This window comes from Hydrogenophaga sp. IBVHS1 (genome assembly GCF_002127265.1).
Lineage (GTDB): Bacteria > Pseudomonadota > Gammaproteobacteria > Burkholderiales > Burkholderiaceae_C > Hydrogenophaga.
In genome coordinates this window covers 3,038,439-3,053,054 of sequence record NZ_NFUU01000001.1, presented here as the reverse complement: position 1 = coordinate 3,053,054, position 14,616 = coordinate 3,038,439, and the positions used below count along the sequence as shown (strand labels likewise).

17 protein-coding genes and 1 pseudogene are annotated in these 14,616 nt (G+C 60.1%); 9 read left to right on the top strand and 9 right to left on the bottom strand.

Annotated elements, in window-relative coordinates; genetic code table 11:
- The first annotated feature begins 478 nt into the window (after positions 1 to 478).
- The 5 genes from CAP37_RS14735 to CAP37_RS14715 all read left to right on the top strand — a co-directional run bounded on the left by CAP37_RS14735 (position 479) and on the right by CAP37_RS14715 (position 4,008).
- On the top strand, positions 479 to 742 hold the full coding sequence (locus tag CAP37_RS14735; RefSeq protein ID WP_086124736.1) for a hypothetical protein: 264 nt from the start codon (positions 479 to 481) through the stop codon (positions 740 to 742).
- A gap of 24 nt (positions 743 to 766) precedes the next feature.
- On the top strand, positions 767 to 1,237 hold the full coding sequence (locus tag CAP37_RS14730; protein WP_086124735.1) for a hypothetical protein: 471 nt from the start codon (positions 767 to 769) through the stop codon (positions 1,235 to 1,237).
- Between the two features lie 12 nt (positions 1,238 to 1,249).
- A complete protein-coding gene (locus tag CAP37_RS14725; protein ID WP_086124734.1) occupies positions 1,250 to 1,831 on the top strand; it encodes an RES family NAD+ phosphorylase in 582 nt (193 codons plus the stop codon).
- Positions 1,832 to 2,018: 187 nt separating this feature from the next.
- Positions 2,019 to 3,113 carry a hypothetical protein gene (locus tag CAP37_RS14720; RefSeq protein ID WP_086124733.1) on the top strand — a complete coding sequence of 365 codons (1,095 nt, stop codon included), beginning with the start codon at positions 2,019 to 2,021 and terminating at the stop codon, positions 3,111 to 3,113.
- A complete protein-coding gene (locus CAP37_RS14715; RefSeq protein WP_086124732.1) occupies positions 3,106 to 4,008 on the top strand; it encodes a hypothetical protein in 903 nt (300 codons plus the stop codon). Before CAP37_RS14720 ends, CAP37_RS14715 begins: the two co-directional genes overlap by 8 nt.
- 108 nt (positions 4,009 to 4,116) lie before the next feature.
- Here the strand turns inward: CAP37_RS14715 and CAP37_RS14710 are convergent, their stop codons facing one another.
- Positions 4,117 to 4,503 carry an HU family DNA-binding protein gene (locus tag CAP37_RS14710; RefSeq protein WP_056278518.1) on the bottom strand — a complete coding sequence of 129 codons (387 nt, stop codon included), beginning with the start codon at positions 4,501 to 4,503 and terminating at the stop codon, positions 4,117 to 4,119.
- A gap of 296 nt (positions 4,504 to 4,799) precedes the next feature.
- Here CAP37_RS14710 and CAP37_RS14705 point away from each other — a divergent pair, with 296 nt between their 5' ends.
- On the top strand, positions 4,800 to 6,326 hold the full coding sequence (locus tag CAP37_RS14705; protein ID WP_086124731.1) for a Fic family protein: 1,527 nt from the start codon (positions 4,800 to 4,802) through the stop codon (positions 6,324 to 6,326).
- A gap of 219 nt (positions 6,327 to 6,545) precedes the next feature.
- Here CAP37_RS14705 and CAP37_RS22060 read toward each other — a convergent pair whose 3' ends face one another.
- Positions 6,546 to 6,914 carry an HAD family hydrolase gene (locus CAP37_RS22060; RefSeq protein ID WP_256926972.1) on the bottom strand — a complete coding sequence of 123 codons (369 nt, stop codon included), beginning with the start codon at positions 6,912 to 6,914 and terminating at the stop codon, positions 6,546 to 6,548.
- A gap of 42 nt (positions 6,915 to 6,956) precedes the next feature.
- Positions 6,957 to 7,577: a hypothetical protein gene (locus CAP37_RS22055; protein WP_256926971.1), complete on the bottom strand. Its 621-nt coding sequence runs from the start codon at positions 7,575 to 7,577 to the stop codon at positions 6,957 to 6,959.
- Positions 7,578 to 8,295: 718 nt separating this feature from the next.
- Here CAP37_RS22055 and CAP37_RS14690 point away from each other — a divergent pair.
- From CAP37_RS14690 to CAP37_RS14680, 3 genes and pseudogenes are all read left to right on the top strand, one after another.
- Positions 8,296 to 8,781 carry a hypothetical protein gene (locus tag CAP37_RS14690; RefSeq protein ID WP_069047374.1) on the top strand — a complete coding sequence of 162 codons (486 nt, stop codon included), beginning with the start codon at positions 8,296 to 8,298 and terminating at the stop codon, positions 8,779 to 8,781.
- Positions 8,782 to 8,792: 11 nt separating this feature from the next.
- The gene (locus CAP37_RS14685) at positions 8,793 to 9,080 is read left to right on the top strand and encodes a heavy-metal-associated domain-containing protein (RefSeq protein WP_056278500.1); all 288 of its coding nucleotides are present in this window, start codon (positions 8,793 to 8,795) and stop codon (positions 9,078 to 9,080) included.
- Positions 9,081 to 9,127: 47 nt separating this feature from the next.
- A pseudogene (locus CAP37_RS14680) lies at positions 9,128 to 9,850 on the top strand (heavy metal-binding domain-containing protein); the annotation flags it as partial.
- A 147-nt stretch (positions 9,851 to 9,997) separates the two neighbouring features.
- Here the strand turns inward: CAP37_RS14680 and CAP37_RS14675 are convergent.
- The 6 genes from CAP37_RS14675 to CAP37_RS14650 all read right to left on the bottom strand — a co-directional run bounded on the left by CAP37_RS14675 (position 9,998) and on the right by CAP37_RS14650 (position 14,507).
- Complete coding sequence (locus CAP37_RS14675; RefSeq protein WP_200959415.1) at positions 9,998 to 10,537, bottom strand: TetR/AcrR family transcriptional regulator; 540 nt, start codon at positions 10,535 to 10,537, stop codon at positions 9,998 to 10,000.
- A 34-nt stretch (positions 10,538 to 10,571) separates the two neighbouring features.
- On the bottom strand, positions 10,572 to 11,633 hold the full coding sequence (locus CAP37_RS14670; RefSeq protein WP_086124730.1) for an FAD-dependent oxidoreductase: 1,062 nt from the start codon (positions 11,631 to 11,633) through the stop codon (positions 10,572 to 10,574).
- Between the two features lie 130 nt (positions 11,634 to 11,763).
- Positions 11,764 to 12,432 carry a cupin domain-containing protein gene (locus tag CAP37_RS14665; RefSeq protein ID WP_086125007.1) on the bottom strand — a complete coding sequence of 223 codons (669 nt, stop codon included), beginning with the start codon at positions 12,430 to 12,432 and terminating at the stop codon, positions 11,764 to 11,766.
- 41 nt (positions 12,433 to 12,473) lie between these two features.
- Positions 12,474 to 13,094, bottom strand: coding sequence for a glutathione S-transferase family protein (locus CAP37_RS14660; RefSeq protein WP_086124729.1), 621 nt, complete (start codon positions 13,092 to 13,094; stop codon positions 12,474 to 12,476).
- A gap of 451 nt (positions 13,095 to 13,545) precedes the next feature.
- Entirely contained in the window at positions 13,546 to 13,764 is a 219-nt protein-coding gene (locus tag CAP37_RS21825) for a hypothetical protein (protein WP_218776855.1), read from the bottom strand.
- Positions 13,761 to 14,507 (bottom strand): TetR/AcrR family transcriptional regulator, encoded by a 747-nt coding sequence (locus CAP37_RS14650; protein WP_235501463.1) that lies wholly within the window; start codon positions 14,505 to 14,507, stop codon positions 13,761 to 13,763. The genes CAP37_RS21825 and CAP37_RS14650 overlap by 4 nt, the downstream gene beginning before the upstream one ends.
- Positions 14,508 to 14,616: the final 109 nt, after the last annotated feature.

Here is a 14,616-nt window from a genome sequence, read left to right as displayed (position 1 = left end):
GACGCGAACACCCATGAGCGTGTTCAGCGTCGCTTCCTCGATTGGTACGCCTCAGGGGTTGCCAGTACTTCACGTCAATATTGAGCGTGGTATCCGCAAAAGATTGAATGCGACCATTTTCCAAGTTAAGCAGCTGCGTTTATCTAATAACGGTTAGGCACCCGTGGTTCGTAAATATTGATTTAACCCGGACCGCAGCCGCCCGCCCGGGGCAACCAAAGCTGTAGGCGTGAGCGTTCCAACTGGTCGACGCACCGGCATCCAAGTCAGCGCCCATGCCCTTTGCCTCACCAGATTTACGAACTTGACGGACGAATCGGAGTGACCGAAAATGTCGGCATGCGCTGCAACGGAGCAGCTCGTGAACCGGAGAAAACTTATGTTGACTTGGGACGAGACCTAGACGGAGGTTGCTGGCCTGCCTCGGCTGGCCGGGGTTTTTGCTCAATATCAGATCCTTCGCCGCAATGGCGGCCTGATGCAGTACGAGCCCAACAGAATTGCTCACGCCATGATGGGGGCGTTCATGGCGGTGCACGGTGCTATTGCATTCGCCCAGCGCACCTGCAGTGGCTGGCTCCACGGTCTGTGGCGCGCAATCAAACCATCCAAGGTCGGCGCACATGCGGTCAATCCAGCGATTGGTCTTGAACGACCCCTCTGTGTGACTTCGCTGCGTGGTCAGTGCAAGGTGCAAAGCTTCTTCGGCAGCAGCAAACCCGACATGCGCAACGCACCTTGAACGGGTGCTCAAGACTCAATCGCCATGAACACATTGACTTCCCCTTTTTCTGTTGCCCTTGACTCTCTCAACCCACGTCGCTCCAGTACGGCCGACCCCTACGCCAGTGAGGCGCAGACGACTGGGTTGCTGCGCCGTGGTGCCGAGTACCGTCGCCAACGCATCAATGCCTCGGACATGATCACGACTGAAGAAGCAGCTGAGCTGAGCGGAACCACCCGTGTGACGATCAACGCTTGGATCAAGAGTGGCCGCTGCATTGGAGTGACGCATTTGCGGCGAGGCTTCAAGATCCCGAAATGGCAGTTTGAGCCCTACGTCTTCCCAGTGATTCAGGCGCTGTCTGAAGCCTTGGGCACCACAGATGGGTGGCAGATGCTGTCGTTTCTGGAAACGCCGCACGAGGCACTGGACGGACTGGCGCCACGCATCGCCCTGGAGCAGGGCGTGCCTGGCCGGCGCATCGTTGACCTGGCAACAGCAGAAGGGCATTGAGCTTGACTGCCCATGAAATTCAAAGACCTGAACCTACCCGTTATTGAACTCCCGTCCCCCTGCGTACTGCACCGCGTCCAGCTGATCCGGCCTAGAGTCAACAGCTTGCGAATGAATGGGTTGTCCATGCCGCCCGTTGGCTTGATGCATGGCAGATTTTGTTTGTCAAACGAACCGGTTGCCTACTTGGCCGATAGTCCGGAGACGGCACTGTACGAATCGCTGCTCAGGCGCGAGACGGTGAGCAGAACCCTCTCGGAACTGCGCCGCAGATGCCTGGTTGAGTTCGTCACAACAGGCTCCATGCGTTTGGCCGACCTGCGCGGGCTGGCCGAGCCGTACCCGGTGCTGCAGTCGCTTCGCGTAGCGCAAACACAGGAACTGGCCGCTGAGTGCAGAGCCCTGGCGCTGGATGGCATGGTCTACGCGTCAGCGCAACATCCCCATCACTTCTGTGTCGCGCTGTTCCATTCTGGCATCGGTCAACTGAGCAAGCGAGGCTCGCAACGACTCGTCAAACCAGGGACCAATCGGCTGCTGCAGGTGTTGCAGAGCGCGTTATGGAATTCGGGTGTGCCGTTAGACGCGAGTTGATCGTTGTTGGGCGGTTGTAGGCGGCTCCGCGCATGAGGCATGGCAGCGTGCGTGTTTGAACGCTTCCTCCTCGCGCTCTGGCTTGCGGCGCCATTCATATGCTGTACAGCGTATTGAGTGTTTTCAGCGTATCATATTTCCGAACGCATTAATACGCTGTACAGCACATCATCAGGGAGGTTGCTCCATGCTTCAGGAACGCCACGCCACCGAAAAGCTCCTCGATCACTTCCGCACAGCACTCAGTGAACGATTCCCGGTTCAGAGCATGGAGGTCGAGCACGAACCCAGGCTGCGCGACGGGCGCCGCGGTGACCTTGGTCTGGCGATCACCATCGACGGCGAGCAGAACCATGTCCTGGTTGAATTCAAGCGACACGCCTTTCCGCGGGATATCGAGGTGGCGCGAAGGCAACTCGCTGACTTCGCTGGCGCTGACCCGCGCATCAACCAGGTCATGGTCTGGGCGGAATCGCTCAGCGAAGGGGCCCGAAAATCGCTGGAGTCCGCCGGTATCGGCTACTTCGACGGCAGCGGCAGCCTCTCCATTCGGTTGGGCGCGCGCCAACTGCTCATCGACCGCCCCCCCCTGAAGCCCAGTTGGCGGGACGTAGGCTCTCTTTTTACGCCCGAGCGCGAAAAAGTGCTGCACGCCCTGCTGCTGCACTGGGACGCTTGGCGCACAGGCTCCGACCTCGCGCAGGCGTCAGGTGCCAGCCCAAATACGGTCTCTGTGCTCATGCGCGAGTTGGAGAAGCGCGGCATGGTCCAGAGCGAAGGAAACGGGCGCAGTGTGCGCCGCCAGCTAACGGATCCAGAGGTCCTTCTGGACACATGGGCGAAGGACTGGGAGAGCAGAAAGGTCAGCAAGCCCCGCTGGTTCGCCTTCACCCAGAACCCGGCCTCCCTTGGGGAGATGCTGGCCAAACGTATGGGAGAAGGACATCACCATGACTGGGCCTTCACTGGACAGTATGCTGCGAACAGCATTGCGCAACTTCTCACCGCCGTCAGCGGCTATGACTTGATCGTGCCGATAGGGGCGACCTCGGCTATTGCCGAGCATCTGGGACTCAAGCGCGCCGACAGAGGCTTTAACGTCACTCTCCACGAGTGCGAAGATTTCGCTCTGCAGCATCGCCTCCACCTGGCTGATCGACCGGGATGGTTTGCCAGCCCGGTTGTCCAATACTTGGAACTGGCAAACGCAGGCGGGCGCAGTGGGGAACTGGCAGGCCAAGTGAAGAGGCAACTTCTCGCTGGAGGTGCACGCGATGTCTGACTCCAAGCCAGAAAGCGCGTCGGGCTATTCACTTGAAGTCACCGAGGCTTGTGAACAGGCGCTGGTCACCGTACTCGGGTGCATGGGCAGCCTGAAGGACACGGTACGGTTGGTCGGTGGACTGGTGCCCAGGTATCTCACCCCGGAGAGCCCGCCCGAGGTGCCAGCGCACGCGGGCACCTCTGACCTTGATCTGGTGATCGACCTCGCCGTGATCGCCGCCGGCGAGGACTACACCCCTATCTCGACCCGCCTCAAAGAACGTGGGTTTTCGAAGATGAAAAGGGAGCAGGGCGGTGTATCCTCATGGCAGTGGGAGGCCAAGACAGAGCGGGGCGTGCCGGTGCGCGTGGAGTTTCTGTGCGATGCGACTGGCGACGAACCCGCGCGGCTTCGCTCGCTGGGTGCGGAATCGATTTCGGCGATGGCCATCCCTCACATGTCGATTGCGCAAACCCTCTATGAAACGAAAGAGGTGAAAGCGCAACTGCTGGACGGCAAGGGCGTTGCCGTGGAGCGCATTCACTACGCCAACCAGCTGGCATTTGTTGTGCTCAAGGCCATCTCGTTCGACCAGCGCGGCGCGAACAAGGACGTGGGGGATCTCATCCACGTTTTGCAGTACGGCAGCGACTTGGAGGAGGGCGCTCGCGCGTTCGCGGCGCAGTTCAAACAGGGTGCACACCGTGCTGCGTTGGAGAGCGCGTTGGACTGCCTTCGACGCAGCTTCTGCGCCCGCGGTGACACGGAGGGCCATTTCATGAAGGGCTCGGTCGCCTACGGCCGATTTCACAAGCCCGACAACGTCGACGAACGCCTGCAGTTGCAACTTCAGGCCAGTGCTCTGGTGGATATGTATGTACAGCTGGTCCAGGCGGAAATTGAAAAGGGCTGAGTCCGAGACGGCCCGCAAACGAAGCTTGGTACACGGCGAGGCTGGCCGCAGACTGCTCGAAAAGAGAAAGAGGGCACGATAGCCCCCTTTGCACGAGATCAGCGCCGATTACAGAGCGGCGTCCTTGACCTTCTTGAAGAAGCGAGCCTTGACCTTGACCGATGCGGGCTTGGCGGCAAACATGCGCTCGACCTTGGTGAATGGGTCAATTCCCTTGCGGGCCTTCTTGGCAGGCACGTGGGTGGCAGCGACTTTGAAGACGCCTGGCCAAGTGAACTCGCCCGCGCCCTTCTTTGACAAAGACGCGAGGATGGCCGCCTCCAGTGAGCCGAGCACGGCCTTGACCGTTTTGGGCTCGGCACCGGAGGCTTGCACCAGGTGGGCGACCAGCGTGGTCTTGTTGAAAGTTTCCTTGATCGGCTTGAGCACGCTCACCTGTTTGGTGACGGTCTTTTTCGCGGCTGCCTTGGGGGCTGCCTTCTTTGCAGTGGCCATTGTTTTGTGACTCCACGGTTGGGTAAATAGGACGCTGCGCCATTCGCGCAGTACGTGGAGTTTATGGCGGCAGGGGAGGCGCCTTTTTCTGGCATGGCATGAGTTGCTCGATCCATGTGCTGGTCTCGACAACGCAGCCGGTCTGTTGAGCGCCACAAGTGCGGCCTCTCAGTGGAACGTTGGCCGGCGACTGTAGACGTTTTGCCGAGCGATTGATAATATGTAGATGTTTTTCCAGTTGCAAAGATGTTTTGGCGATTGCAACGTCCTGCCGGTCGCTCCAACACACAAAACCCATGCCGCATCCCAATCCTCGCCTGTACTTGGGTTACGAGTCGTTAATCCGACGTTTCAGTTTGCGCGTGCCGCCTCTGCAGCGGATTTTTGTGGCGACCGAGCAGACGCTGGAAAAGCACACCTTCACCCCAGACGGCAGCGAGCGCATCGAGTTGCCTTTGAGGCGCCTGAGCGATCCCGAGTCCTATGCGGGCCAACTCACCTTTGCGCTCAAGCGAGAGCACTTGAACCTGACGGTGCTGGGGGCGCTCTTTGAACATGAAGAGGCTCGTGACGGCGTGCAGGAATGGCTGCACGCCATGCCCAGCTCGCGTTACTCTCGAATGGCTGGCCACCTTGTGGAATGGCTCTCTGAGCACAAGCTGGACTACGACATGCCCGCCGGCAACCCGCGAATTTTCCTGCTCGACCCGACGCACCATATTTGCGGACCCAAGGTGCTGGACGCCAAGTTCGGCATCATCAACAACGTGCTTGGTGGTCGCGCGTACAGCCCGCTCGTTCGTCGAACGCCTCGACTTACTGCCTTGCTGGAGGAGGAACTTGCTGAGAAGGTGAAAACCGCCATGAGCAGCATCGAACCCGAGATGCTGGCGCGCGCGGTGGACTACCTCTACCTGTCCGAGACTCGTTCGACCTACAACATCGAAAACGAAATCCCCGACAGCCATCGCGCGGGCCGGTTTCGCAAGCTGCTGGAGTCCGCCGGCGAACCCGGCCCACTCACGGAAGAGCAACTGTGTGCCTGGCAGAACCAGATCGTCAGCGACCACGCAGCGGAGTACCAGTACCGCCCCAAGCAGAACTGGTTGTCCCGTCCAGGCCGCATGCGCAACATCGCAGACTTCATCCCTCCGCCCGTCGAATTGGTCGACCCCATGATGGATGACGTTGCCGCACTGGCAACAGCCGCGTCCAACGGCGAACTCGATCCCGTTGTCGCGGCCGCTTGCGCCTCGTTCGGACTTGTGTTTGTGCACCCCTTCTTTGACGGCAACGGGCGACTGCACCGGTTCTTGCTCCACCACGTGCTTCGCCAGGCCGGTTTCACCCCCGGGGGCGTCGTGCTGCCTTTGTCGGCCCGCATGCTGAGCCAGCTTGAGCGCTACTCGAAGCTGTTGAAGAGCTATTCACGCCCACGCACGGATCTGCTGGAATACATGCTGGACGGCGATAGCGCAACGATCCTGGTCAAGTCACCACAGCCGCAGTGGCTGTACGCTTACTTCGACGCAACCGACCTGTGCGAATTCATCCTGGAATGCTGCAAGCTGTGCGTTGAAGAGGATCTGCTTTCCGAGGTGATCTACCTGCGCGCTCACGACAACACGGTCAAGGACTTGGAAGCCTGGCTGGACATGCGCCAGTCCCAGCTGAATACCCTCATCGATGTCATCGTTCAGGGCAACGGCACGCTGTCCAAACGCAAGCGTAAACTGGCGGAAGGCCTGACCGATGAGCAACTTGCCAGGGTGGAGTCCGTCGTAGGCGAGCACTTTGCGGCATACATCGACGCCCGCGTCTGAGTAGATGTTTTTCCGTGGATGCGGACGTTGGCAGACAAATTTCCGCAGTCAAAGACGTTTTTTCAAGCGGTTGGTTTTGGAATGAGCGTTTCGGCCACCGCTCGTGCTTCCGGGCTTGGCCCGTCCGAACCAAGGAATTTGCCGTATGACCTCTTGGTCGGCACGGTAAGGTCACGGCCCTGGTGTGCGTTTTCTGGTTATCTATCCAGCATGCTGCGCCTATGCGCGACCCTGCACCTCGGTCGACATGCCGCGCCAGGGAATGTCGTTTACTTTGGCAGAGGAGAGCAACACTAGACCAGCTTCTTCGGCGGCGTTCATTACGGCGCGCGCCAGCGGGTGTTCACTGCCGGCCTGGATAGCGGCGCTCCAGGACAGCAGCCTATCTTCATGACCGGGCGCTGCCAGCGCCGTGACCAACGTCGACTTGCCTTCGGTGAGCGTGCCCGTCTTGTCGATCGCGACGGTGTCGACATAGTGCGCGACCTCCAGAGTTTCGGCATCCTTGATCAGGATGCCTTGGCGAACGGCCACCCCGGTGCCGGCCATGCTGCCTGTGGGCGTCGCAAGGTCCACGGCCCACGGCACGCGGACACGCGATCAACAGCACCACCGGAACAAGGACGGCACTCACGCGGTCAACGCTACGCTGTAGCGGGGCTTTCTCGGCCTGCGCCGACTCGACCATACGAACGATGCGCGCGAGAGCGTGGACTCCGCGCCCACCGCAGTGGTTTCCACCCGCAGCAGTACCCGGGCATTGACGGCGCCGCCGGTGACCTTGTCGCCCGCGTGCTTGGCCACCGGCAGACTCTCGCCTGTGATCAGCGATTCGTCCACCCGGCTGGAGCCGATGGTGACTACACCGTCGACCGGAATACGCTCTCCCGGGCGCACCACCACGATGCCCCCGATCTTTACCTGCGAAATCGCAATATCCACGTTGCCATAGGGCATACGTGCGCGTGCCACCTTGGGCTTGAGGGTGTTGAGCGCCGCGATGACGGCGGTGGTATGGCGCTTGGCGCGCGACTTGAGCCATTTGCCCAGCAGAACCAGTGTGACGATCACCGCTGCGGCTTCGAAGTACGGGTGCGGCGTGCCGTGCTCCGCGTGCTTGAACAGCAGATAGACGCTCAGGCCGTATCCGGCGCTGGTACCCTGGGCCACCAACAGGTCCATGTTGCCGGCACCTGCTCGCACGGCATTCCAGCCCGCGCGGTAGAGGCGCGCGTCCAGCCAGTACTGCACCGGTGTGGCCAGTGCCAGCCTTCCAGTCTGTTCGGTGGCGAACCGACCATCGTGCTGCGCCGCCGCACACTTTATTGGTCGGGGACCGTCTTCCGGCCAGCTTTCTTGATTTGCATCAAGACGGCTTGAGCCCACATGTTTAGCCTTGAATTGTTTCCACAGTTCGTCTGACCAAGATGCACATTCACCGCCGCTCGCTGCGCCATGCCACCAGGATCATCCTGGCGGTGTGGCTGTTTGCATTGGGCGCCGGGGTGGCCAATGCCTGCCTCTTGAGCGAGCCTGACCACGGCGGTCACGATTCTTCAACGGTGTCACCACACCATGAATCGGTTGCACAAGGCCATCACCGCGCACAAAGCGACCCTGTTGATGCGGGATGCTTGAGGTTCTGTGATGAAGCACCGCTGGCCATCACCAAAGTCGATCAGCCCCTCGCCGACGGCAGTTCGGGTTGGGTGGGCGTGCTTTCGCGGACTGGGGCGCCAACCATGGCCACACCCACCGCAGTTCAGCTGCGGGTACACGCCACCAGACCCCCGCACATGGCTTCGCCCATCGCTGCGCGACCCCATCGTTTGACCTTGTAGACCGCTTCGCAGCCCATTGCGAAGAGCGCTCTTGCTCTCTGGGTCACCCAGATGGCGTCCCATCTCCTGTCTGGCATCCCCTTTGTTGCCGCCTGCGGCGGCTCCCCCATTCCTTCAAGAACACCATCATGAAAACCATCCACACCCTTCTCACGCTTTCGACCGCCGTCTTGCTGACCGCTTGCGCGAACCCCAACGCCCCGGCAGCGGGTCCCATGTCGGCGGCCAATGCAGATCAACACGCTGCGCATCTAGCAGCTGTGGCACCGTCTGGGGCGCCGTCAGCCATGCACGACCACATGAAAGACATGCAGGCCATGCGCGACAAGATGATGAATGCCAAGACGCCAGCAGAGCGCCAGGCCTTGATGGCCGAGCACATGAAAACCATGCACGAAGGCATGGCCATGATGAAAGGCATGAAGGACATGAAGGGGATGGGCAGCATGCACGGCAAGGCGGGCATGCCGGGAATGGCGGGCATGAAGGACATGCCCATGGACATGTCCAAGCACCATCAGATGATGGAGATGCGCATGGACCTGATGCAGACCATGATGGAAATGATGATGCAGCGCATGCCGGATGGAACCATGCCGCCCGCCGGCAAGTGAAGGAGATCACGATGAACATCATCGATCTCGATGTGCAGGGCATGACCTGCGGTGCCTGCGTCCAGCGCGTCACGACGGCCCTGGCTCCAATCGACGGTGTGCAAGACGTCGCAGTGGATCTGCGAGCTGGCCGTGTGAGGGTCACAGCTGAGGCGAACGTGGCGCCATCGCAGCTGATTTCTGCATTGGCGGCAAGGCGCTACGAAAGCGAGGTGGTCACAAATGGCGCCCCGTCGGGTCAGGCAACCGACAGTCCGCCACCGCCAGCTGCGCCCAAGGGCGGTTGCTGCTGCAGTTGACCCCACCACGGGCTTGGCAAAGCCAGCCTGAAGATTGGAGCCATGCCATGGAGTCACATCGTCATCACGAACACCGTCACGCTGGAGGCCCGGGTGCGCCGGCCTCTCTACCTGTGACATCTCCGCTGGAGGGCACGGTCTACACCTGTCCGATGCACCCGGAGATCCGCCAGGACCACCCGGGCAACTGTCCAAAATGCGGTATGTCGCTGGAGCCGGTCATGCCGGCGCTGGACGAGGCCGAGAACCCCGAACTGCTGGATTTCCAGCGCCGCTTCTGGTGGACCCTGCCGCTCACGGTGGTGGTGGCCGTGTTGGCGATGTTCGGCCACAGCTTCGGCTGGTTCGAGATGGCGACCCAGAGCTGGATCGAACTCGTGCTCACCGTGCCCATCGTGCTGTGGGCCGGCTGGCCGTTTTTTGTGCGGGGCGCACAGTCGGTGCTGAACCGCAGCCCCAACATGTGGATCCTCATCAGCCTGGGCACGGGTTCGGCGTTTGTCTACAGCGTGGTGGCCACGGTGGCGCCCCAGGTGTTTCCCGATTCGTTCGTTTCGATGGGGCGCGTGTCGGTGTACTTCGAGGCGGCGGCGGTGATCATCTCGCTCACCTTGCTGGGCCAGCTGCTGGAACTCAAGGCGCGTGCGCAAACCTCGGCGGCCATTCGCTCGCTGCTGGGGCTGGCGCCCAAGACCGCGCGGCGCATCCAGCCCGACGGGCAGGAGGAAGACGTGCCGTTGGCCCATGTCCATGTAGGCGATAAATCTCGACCTCTTCATTGCTTCTCCTTGCGCCCCTTCGGGCTTGCCGGAAAGCAACCGTGCCTCTAGTTTTGAAAAGTCCGGAATTCGGGGGAGACGTCAGAATTAAAGGAAGAGGGCGAGTAGCCCAATAAAAGCGCACGAACTGGACCAAAGCTACTGACAACGGGCGTTCAGCAGTCGGGTTGCGACGTCAAACGCAACAAGGTCCTCTTCAGTACGCGCTGCGAGATGGGCACCTTCCAGCATGGCCAGGGTCGCGGGCGCCTCGTATGCCGGATCAAGGATTGCCGATATGGACCCGTCCCTTTGGCCGAGTTCGAACGTCGCAGTGATCCATTGCAGGATCATTGCGCGGACGGCGCTGACTTTGGCGATGACCACTTCAGACAAGCTTTCCCGGCTGGTTGAAAAGGCAACGCACAGACAAACGGTGCGGCCATCATCCAGGGCTGCTCGGTACAGGGCAATCAGGGCCTTGAGGCGTGCACCGGCGGTGGCGTGGGTTGCTTCGATCTCGGCCAGGCGATGCTGCAGGTTGGTCTGATATCGCTCGATCAATGCTTCGGAAAGATTGGCCTTGGTCGGAAAATGGTGGTGGATCGACGCTTTTCGAATGCCGATCGCCTCTGCCATATCGCCATAGCTGAAGCCGTCGAAACCCCGTGACCGGGCTGCGTGTTCAGCAAAATCCATCAGGGCGACTCTGGTGTCTCTGTTCGTTGTCATTTCACCTTTCTATGTGTCCTAGGTTTGCCAGCGCCAGCTCCGATGCTTCCAGCGCCCCCTCAAGGTATCCTCCGAATTTAGGCGCCACCTCGGTCCCGGCAAGGATCAAATCGCCATCCCAAAGTCCATTGAGAACGCGGGGCAAACCGTATTGCGAGTTGACATGTGGCGCCTGTGCGTCCAGTTCGGTCGCTGTCAAGCGGTCATAAGCCCAGTCCTTGAGACACAGAATACTTGGTGTGGCGGCTTCTGGTCCGAACAGACGGATCAACTGGGCCTGTATCTGTCGGCGCAGGGCCTGTTGGTCGGATCGCGCCCTGGGCGGCACGCCGATGAACCCGAAAAGGGCATAAGGCCCGCCTGAGGCCGGGCTGGCATCATGGATTTCGACCACCGGACCATGACGACTCATGGCATCACCGGAAAGGCCAGCCTCAAGCCAAAAAGGCCGATCATAGACAGCCACGGCCTTGGCATGGCCTGCCATCCAGGTTGCGATTCCCTCCAGCTCTGTCAACGCAGCGATTGGCAGCGTCGGCGTAAAGGACATTCTTACGGCCATGCGCGGGGGCAGGGCCAGAACCACCCGCCGTGCCTGGATGCTCACGCCATCCTCAGACGTTGCGATGATCCCCGGTGCTGCCCGGGTTAGCATACGGATCGTTGTCGAAACACGGCGTCGTTGCGCCGGAACCTCATTCTCAAGGGCCGCGATCAAGGCGCCCAACCCCCCCTCCAGCCGCCAGGCCCCCTGCATTGAGGCATACCCTCGTCCACGATGAACACGGCCCTGCTCATTCTCGAAGATCACATCGCCCTGACAGAACTGATCGAACCGGGACAGCCCTAAGCGTTCGGTGAGCGCTGCGATCCTGGGTTGTCCTGGCCAAAACCACGTGGGACCCAGATCAAAATGAGCGGCACCCTCGCGCACGGTCAGGATGCGACCGCCCAAGCGGTCACGCGCCTCGACCAAAAGGAAATCGCGGCCTTGTGCAGCAAGCTTTGCAGCCAAGGCCAGCCCGGACAGGCCACCACCGATGATCAGGGTATCGGTCAGCATCGCTCAAGACACCTCGCCAGCGAAGGACAACCGATTCGTCTTTGTTGGCCACACAGTCGTCACGATAGACACCCGCGGGTCGGTAGCGGTGGTGCTGTAAGCTCTGCCGGGGAATCTGCCGTAGCCATGGCTAAGCAGCGGGTGCTTTGGCAAATGGCAGGTGTCCTGTCTTCATCCAGATTTTCGCGCCATCGCCCGTCGCCATCGCGGACAAGCTTTGGCCTTCGGGCAGGCGCAGCCAAGTGTGCTTTCCCAGTATCTCGCCTTCCACGGTGAGAGCGCCGTTTATCACCAGCAGCTCTATCCCGCCGGACACCTCAGACTTCAGAGTTGCGCCCGCCTCAAGCCTGCTGTAAGTGACGGTCTCACGATGGTCCTCATATAGCATTGCGCTGGCAATGCCATCCACCGGGGTGCCCAGTTCGGCTTCCATGTCCTTGCGAAACTGTGTGCGATCCGCCATGTCGAATTGCCATAATTTCACAAAGATCGTGCATCCCTCGTCAGAGCCTGGCGTATGGGACGTCGTTGGGGGGTTGCGCACATAGGTGCCGACAGGAAAATCACCGTGCTCGTCTTGAAACACTCCATCGAGCACGATGAACTCCTCGCCCCCCATATGGGTATGTGCCGAGAACTTGCTGTCCGGCGCATACCGCACGATGGTCGTGGCGCGGGCAACTTCGCCCCCAATTCGGTCCAGCATGCGCCGCTCTACCCCCTTCATGGGCGAGGGTCGCCATTCCAACTCGCGCGAATGCACCACAACACGCTTGGAAAAATCTGCGTTGATCTCCATGAAACCCACTCCTTTGACCCCTACAACCCGGAGATCGCGCATTATCCGGCAATCGAAGGACGGGCTGCAACCTTTGCACGCCAAGCATGGAGATTGACCAGGGACTCGGGGATTTCAACCTTGGCGAAATCCGCAAACGCCAGACCCGCAAAGGCAGTGATGTCAGCGATAGAGAAGTTGTCGCCTGCGAGAAACTCATTTTCCGACAGAACGCTATCCAGATAGGCCATGGTAGCGCTAGCAACTTCCCTCTGCTTGTTGCCCCATTCGGCGCATTGCCAGGTCTCCAGATCCGGACCAAGGCCGAGAGTAGCGTGATGGAAATAGGCGCCGACCGCGTTCATCAAACCGTTTTCTGCCCGCAGATTCATCATCGTGATGCGGGCACGCTCCTTTGGGGTTGCGCCGGTTAGGGAAGGACCATCGAAAACGCCATCGATATATTCAGTGATGGCGTTGCACTGGGCGATACAGGTGCCGTCGTCAAGCTCCAGCAGGGGCACGGTAGCATCCGGATTTTTCGCTTTGAAAGCATCGCAGCGGTGCTCGCCGCTCATCACATCCACTGGGACGAATTCAACCTTGTCCGTTGCATCCTTTTCTGCCAGAGCGATGCGGACTCGCAGTGGGTTTGGAAAGCCTTTGATGTCGTAGATTTTCATTGAGTGTTCTATTGACGATTTTTGTAACGCGTCATTGTACTACCTATCGGTAGGTTGTCAATTCTTATGTGCGGCTTTACAAACAGGCCCCAGGACCAAGCGAAATTCGCTGCTTCAGCTGAGCTGAACCGTTCGCGACATTCACATGATCGGCAGGATCAGCGCGACCCAGCGACGTCAAGTGGAACACCTTCTGCGCTGTTCGGCTCTACGACTGTGACTCGCTTTCAGGTAGTGTCATGGCGCGATCTTCTTGTCTCCACCTTGTTGTGGTGGTTGCGGCCGACAGTCATGCCGTATCTCCGCCATGGAGAAGAACGCCGGGCGCCAATGAAGACTACCGCTGATTGGAGTAGTTCGCGTAGGACGTAGTCGTGGCTGGCCAGTCCGAGAAAACGCCAATCACACCCGCCTCGCGGACGAGCACGTCGAGCACACGCATCATGTCGCCTTAGGTCTTGATGGCCGAATCGAACGTCTGGTAATACAGGCCGTTGTCGCCATCGGCCAGCAGACCCGAGCGCTCCAGGGTCCAGGCAATGATGTCCAGACCGGCCGAGCGGGCGTTTCGCGCGTACTGCGAGGGCGCGATCCACTCTGAAGTGTCGGTGCTCAGCAGGGCGAAGATCGGCGGCGCCATGATGTTGATGCCCTGGCTCTTGTACTTCACGAGTTCGGCCTAGCTGGGCAGATCGGCCACGGTGTTGGCGTCGTCCGGATACACCGCCTGACGCCCAAAGGCGCGTTCAACATCAAGTCCGGCTTTGCCGGGGGGACGTGTATGCACAGGGCCACCACTGCGTCGGTCAGGTCATCAATCGAGATTCCCATTTCAGACTTGAACCACTGCGCTGACCCGTTCAGCACACCAAAGATCAAATGGCGCGCAACCGGAACCTCGACTTGCAAGCAGCCAGTCAACGAGAGCTCTTGGAGCACGGACGTCCATGTCGCTTCGTATTCACCTTGCAGCTTCGCGATGACTTTGTGCTGCATAGCATTGAGGTAGCGCGACTCGTAGAGCACCACATGCATGAAGTCGCTGTTTGGTCCCAGAATCGTTTCGAAATGCGATCGGATCAATTGCCGCAGCGTGGTCACAGCGTCATGCTCGGCAAGTAGCACGATCATCTGGCGCGCCATCGCGCTGCGCATGCCTTCCTGAATCACTTCATGCAATAGCGCATCCTTGCTTTTGAAGTGACAAAACAGTGATCCGGAATGCATGCCGACGGCGCAGGCGATGTCGCGCGTGCTCGTGCCGTTGAAGCCGTAGCGTCGAAACAGTTTGGCCGCGGCCTTGACGACATCTTGGCGGCGATTGCCTTCATTTCGCTCCTGCGGCGTCTTGCGTGGGCGGCCTCGCGGCCGCTTGGCTGCTTCGAAAGTGGGGAGGGAGCGCACGGCACACATCATCCGAAAACGAGTAGCGAGGCCTGCCAATGATGTCGGGTCGAAAGCTCAGACGACCCCGAAAACGGCGGACGGAGGCCTCGACCGTATTGCGAACATCGGTCTCGGT

Coding starts and splice junctions, on each gene's coding strand:
- CAP37_RS14690 (WP_069047374.1), top strand. CDS start 8,296: ATGAAAACCATCCACACCCTTCTCACGCTTTCGACCGCCGTCTTGCTG.
- CAP37_RS14660 (WP_086124729.1), bottom strand. CDS start 13,094: ATGAAAATCTACGACATCAAAGGCTTTCCAAACCCACTGCGAGTCCGC.
- CAP37_RS14735 (WP_086124736.1), top strand. CDS start 479: ATGCAGTACGAGCCCAACAGAATTGCTCACGCCATGATGGGGGCGTTC.
- CAP37_RS14665 (WP_086125007.1), bottom strand. CDS start 12,432: ATGGAGATCAACGCAGATTTTTCCAAGCGTGTTGTGGTGCATTCGCGC.
- CAP37_RS14715 (WP_086124732.1), top strand. CDS start 3,106: ATGTCTGACTCCAAGCCAGAAAGCGCGTCGGGCTATTCACTTGAAGTC.
- CAP37_RS14730 (WP_086124735.1), top strand. CDS start 767: ATGAACACATTGACTTCCCCTTTTTCTGTTGCCCTTGACTCTCTCAAC.
- CAP37_RS14725 (WP_086124734.1), top strand. CDS start 1,250: ATGAAATTCAAAGACCTGAACCTACCCGTTATTGAACTCCCGTCCCCC.
- CAP37_RS14720 (WP_086124733.1), top strand. CDS start 2,019: ATGCTTCAGGAACGCCACGCCACCGAAAAGCTCCTCGATCACTTCCGC.
- CAP37_RS14685 (WP_056278500.1), top strand. CDS start 8,793: ATGAACATCATCGATCTCGATGTGCAGGGCATGACCTGCGGTGCCTGC.
- CAP37_RS14675 (WP_200959415.1), bottom strand. CDS start 10,537: ATGGATTTTGCTGAACACGCAGCCCGGTCACGGGGTTTCGACGGCTTC.
- CAP37_RS14670 (WP_086124730.1), bottom strand. CDS start 11,633: ATGCTGACCGATACCCTGATCATCGGTGGTGGCCTGTCCGGGCTGGCC.
- CAP37_RS14705 (WP_086124731.1), top strand. CDS start 4,800: ATGCCGCATCCCAATCCTCGCCTGTACTTGGGTTACGAGTCGTTAATC.
- CAP37_RS14650 (WP_235501463.1), bottom strand. CDS start 14,507: ATGTGTGCCGTGCGCTCCCTCCCCACTTTCGAAGCAGCCAAGCGGCCG.
- CAP37_RS14710 (WP_056278518.1), bottom strand. CDS start 4,503: ATGGCCACTGCAAAGAAGGCAGCCCCCAAGGCAGCCGCGAAAAAGACC.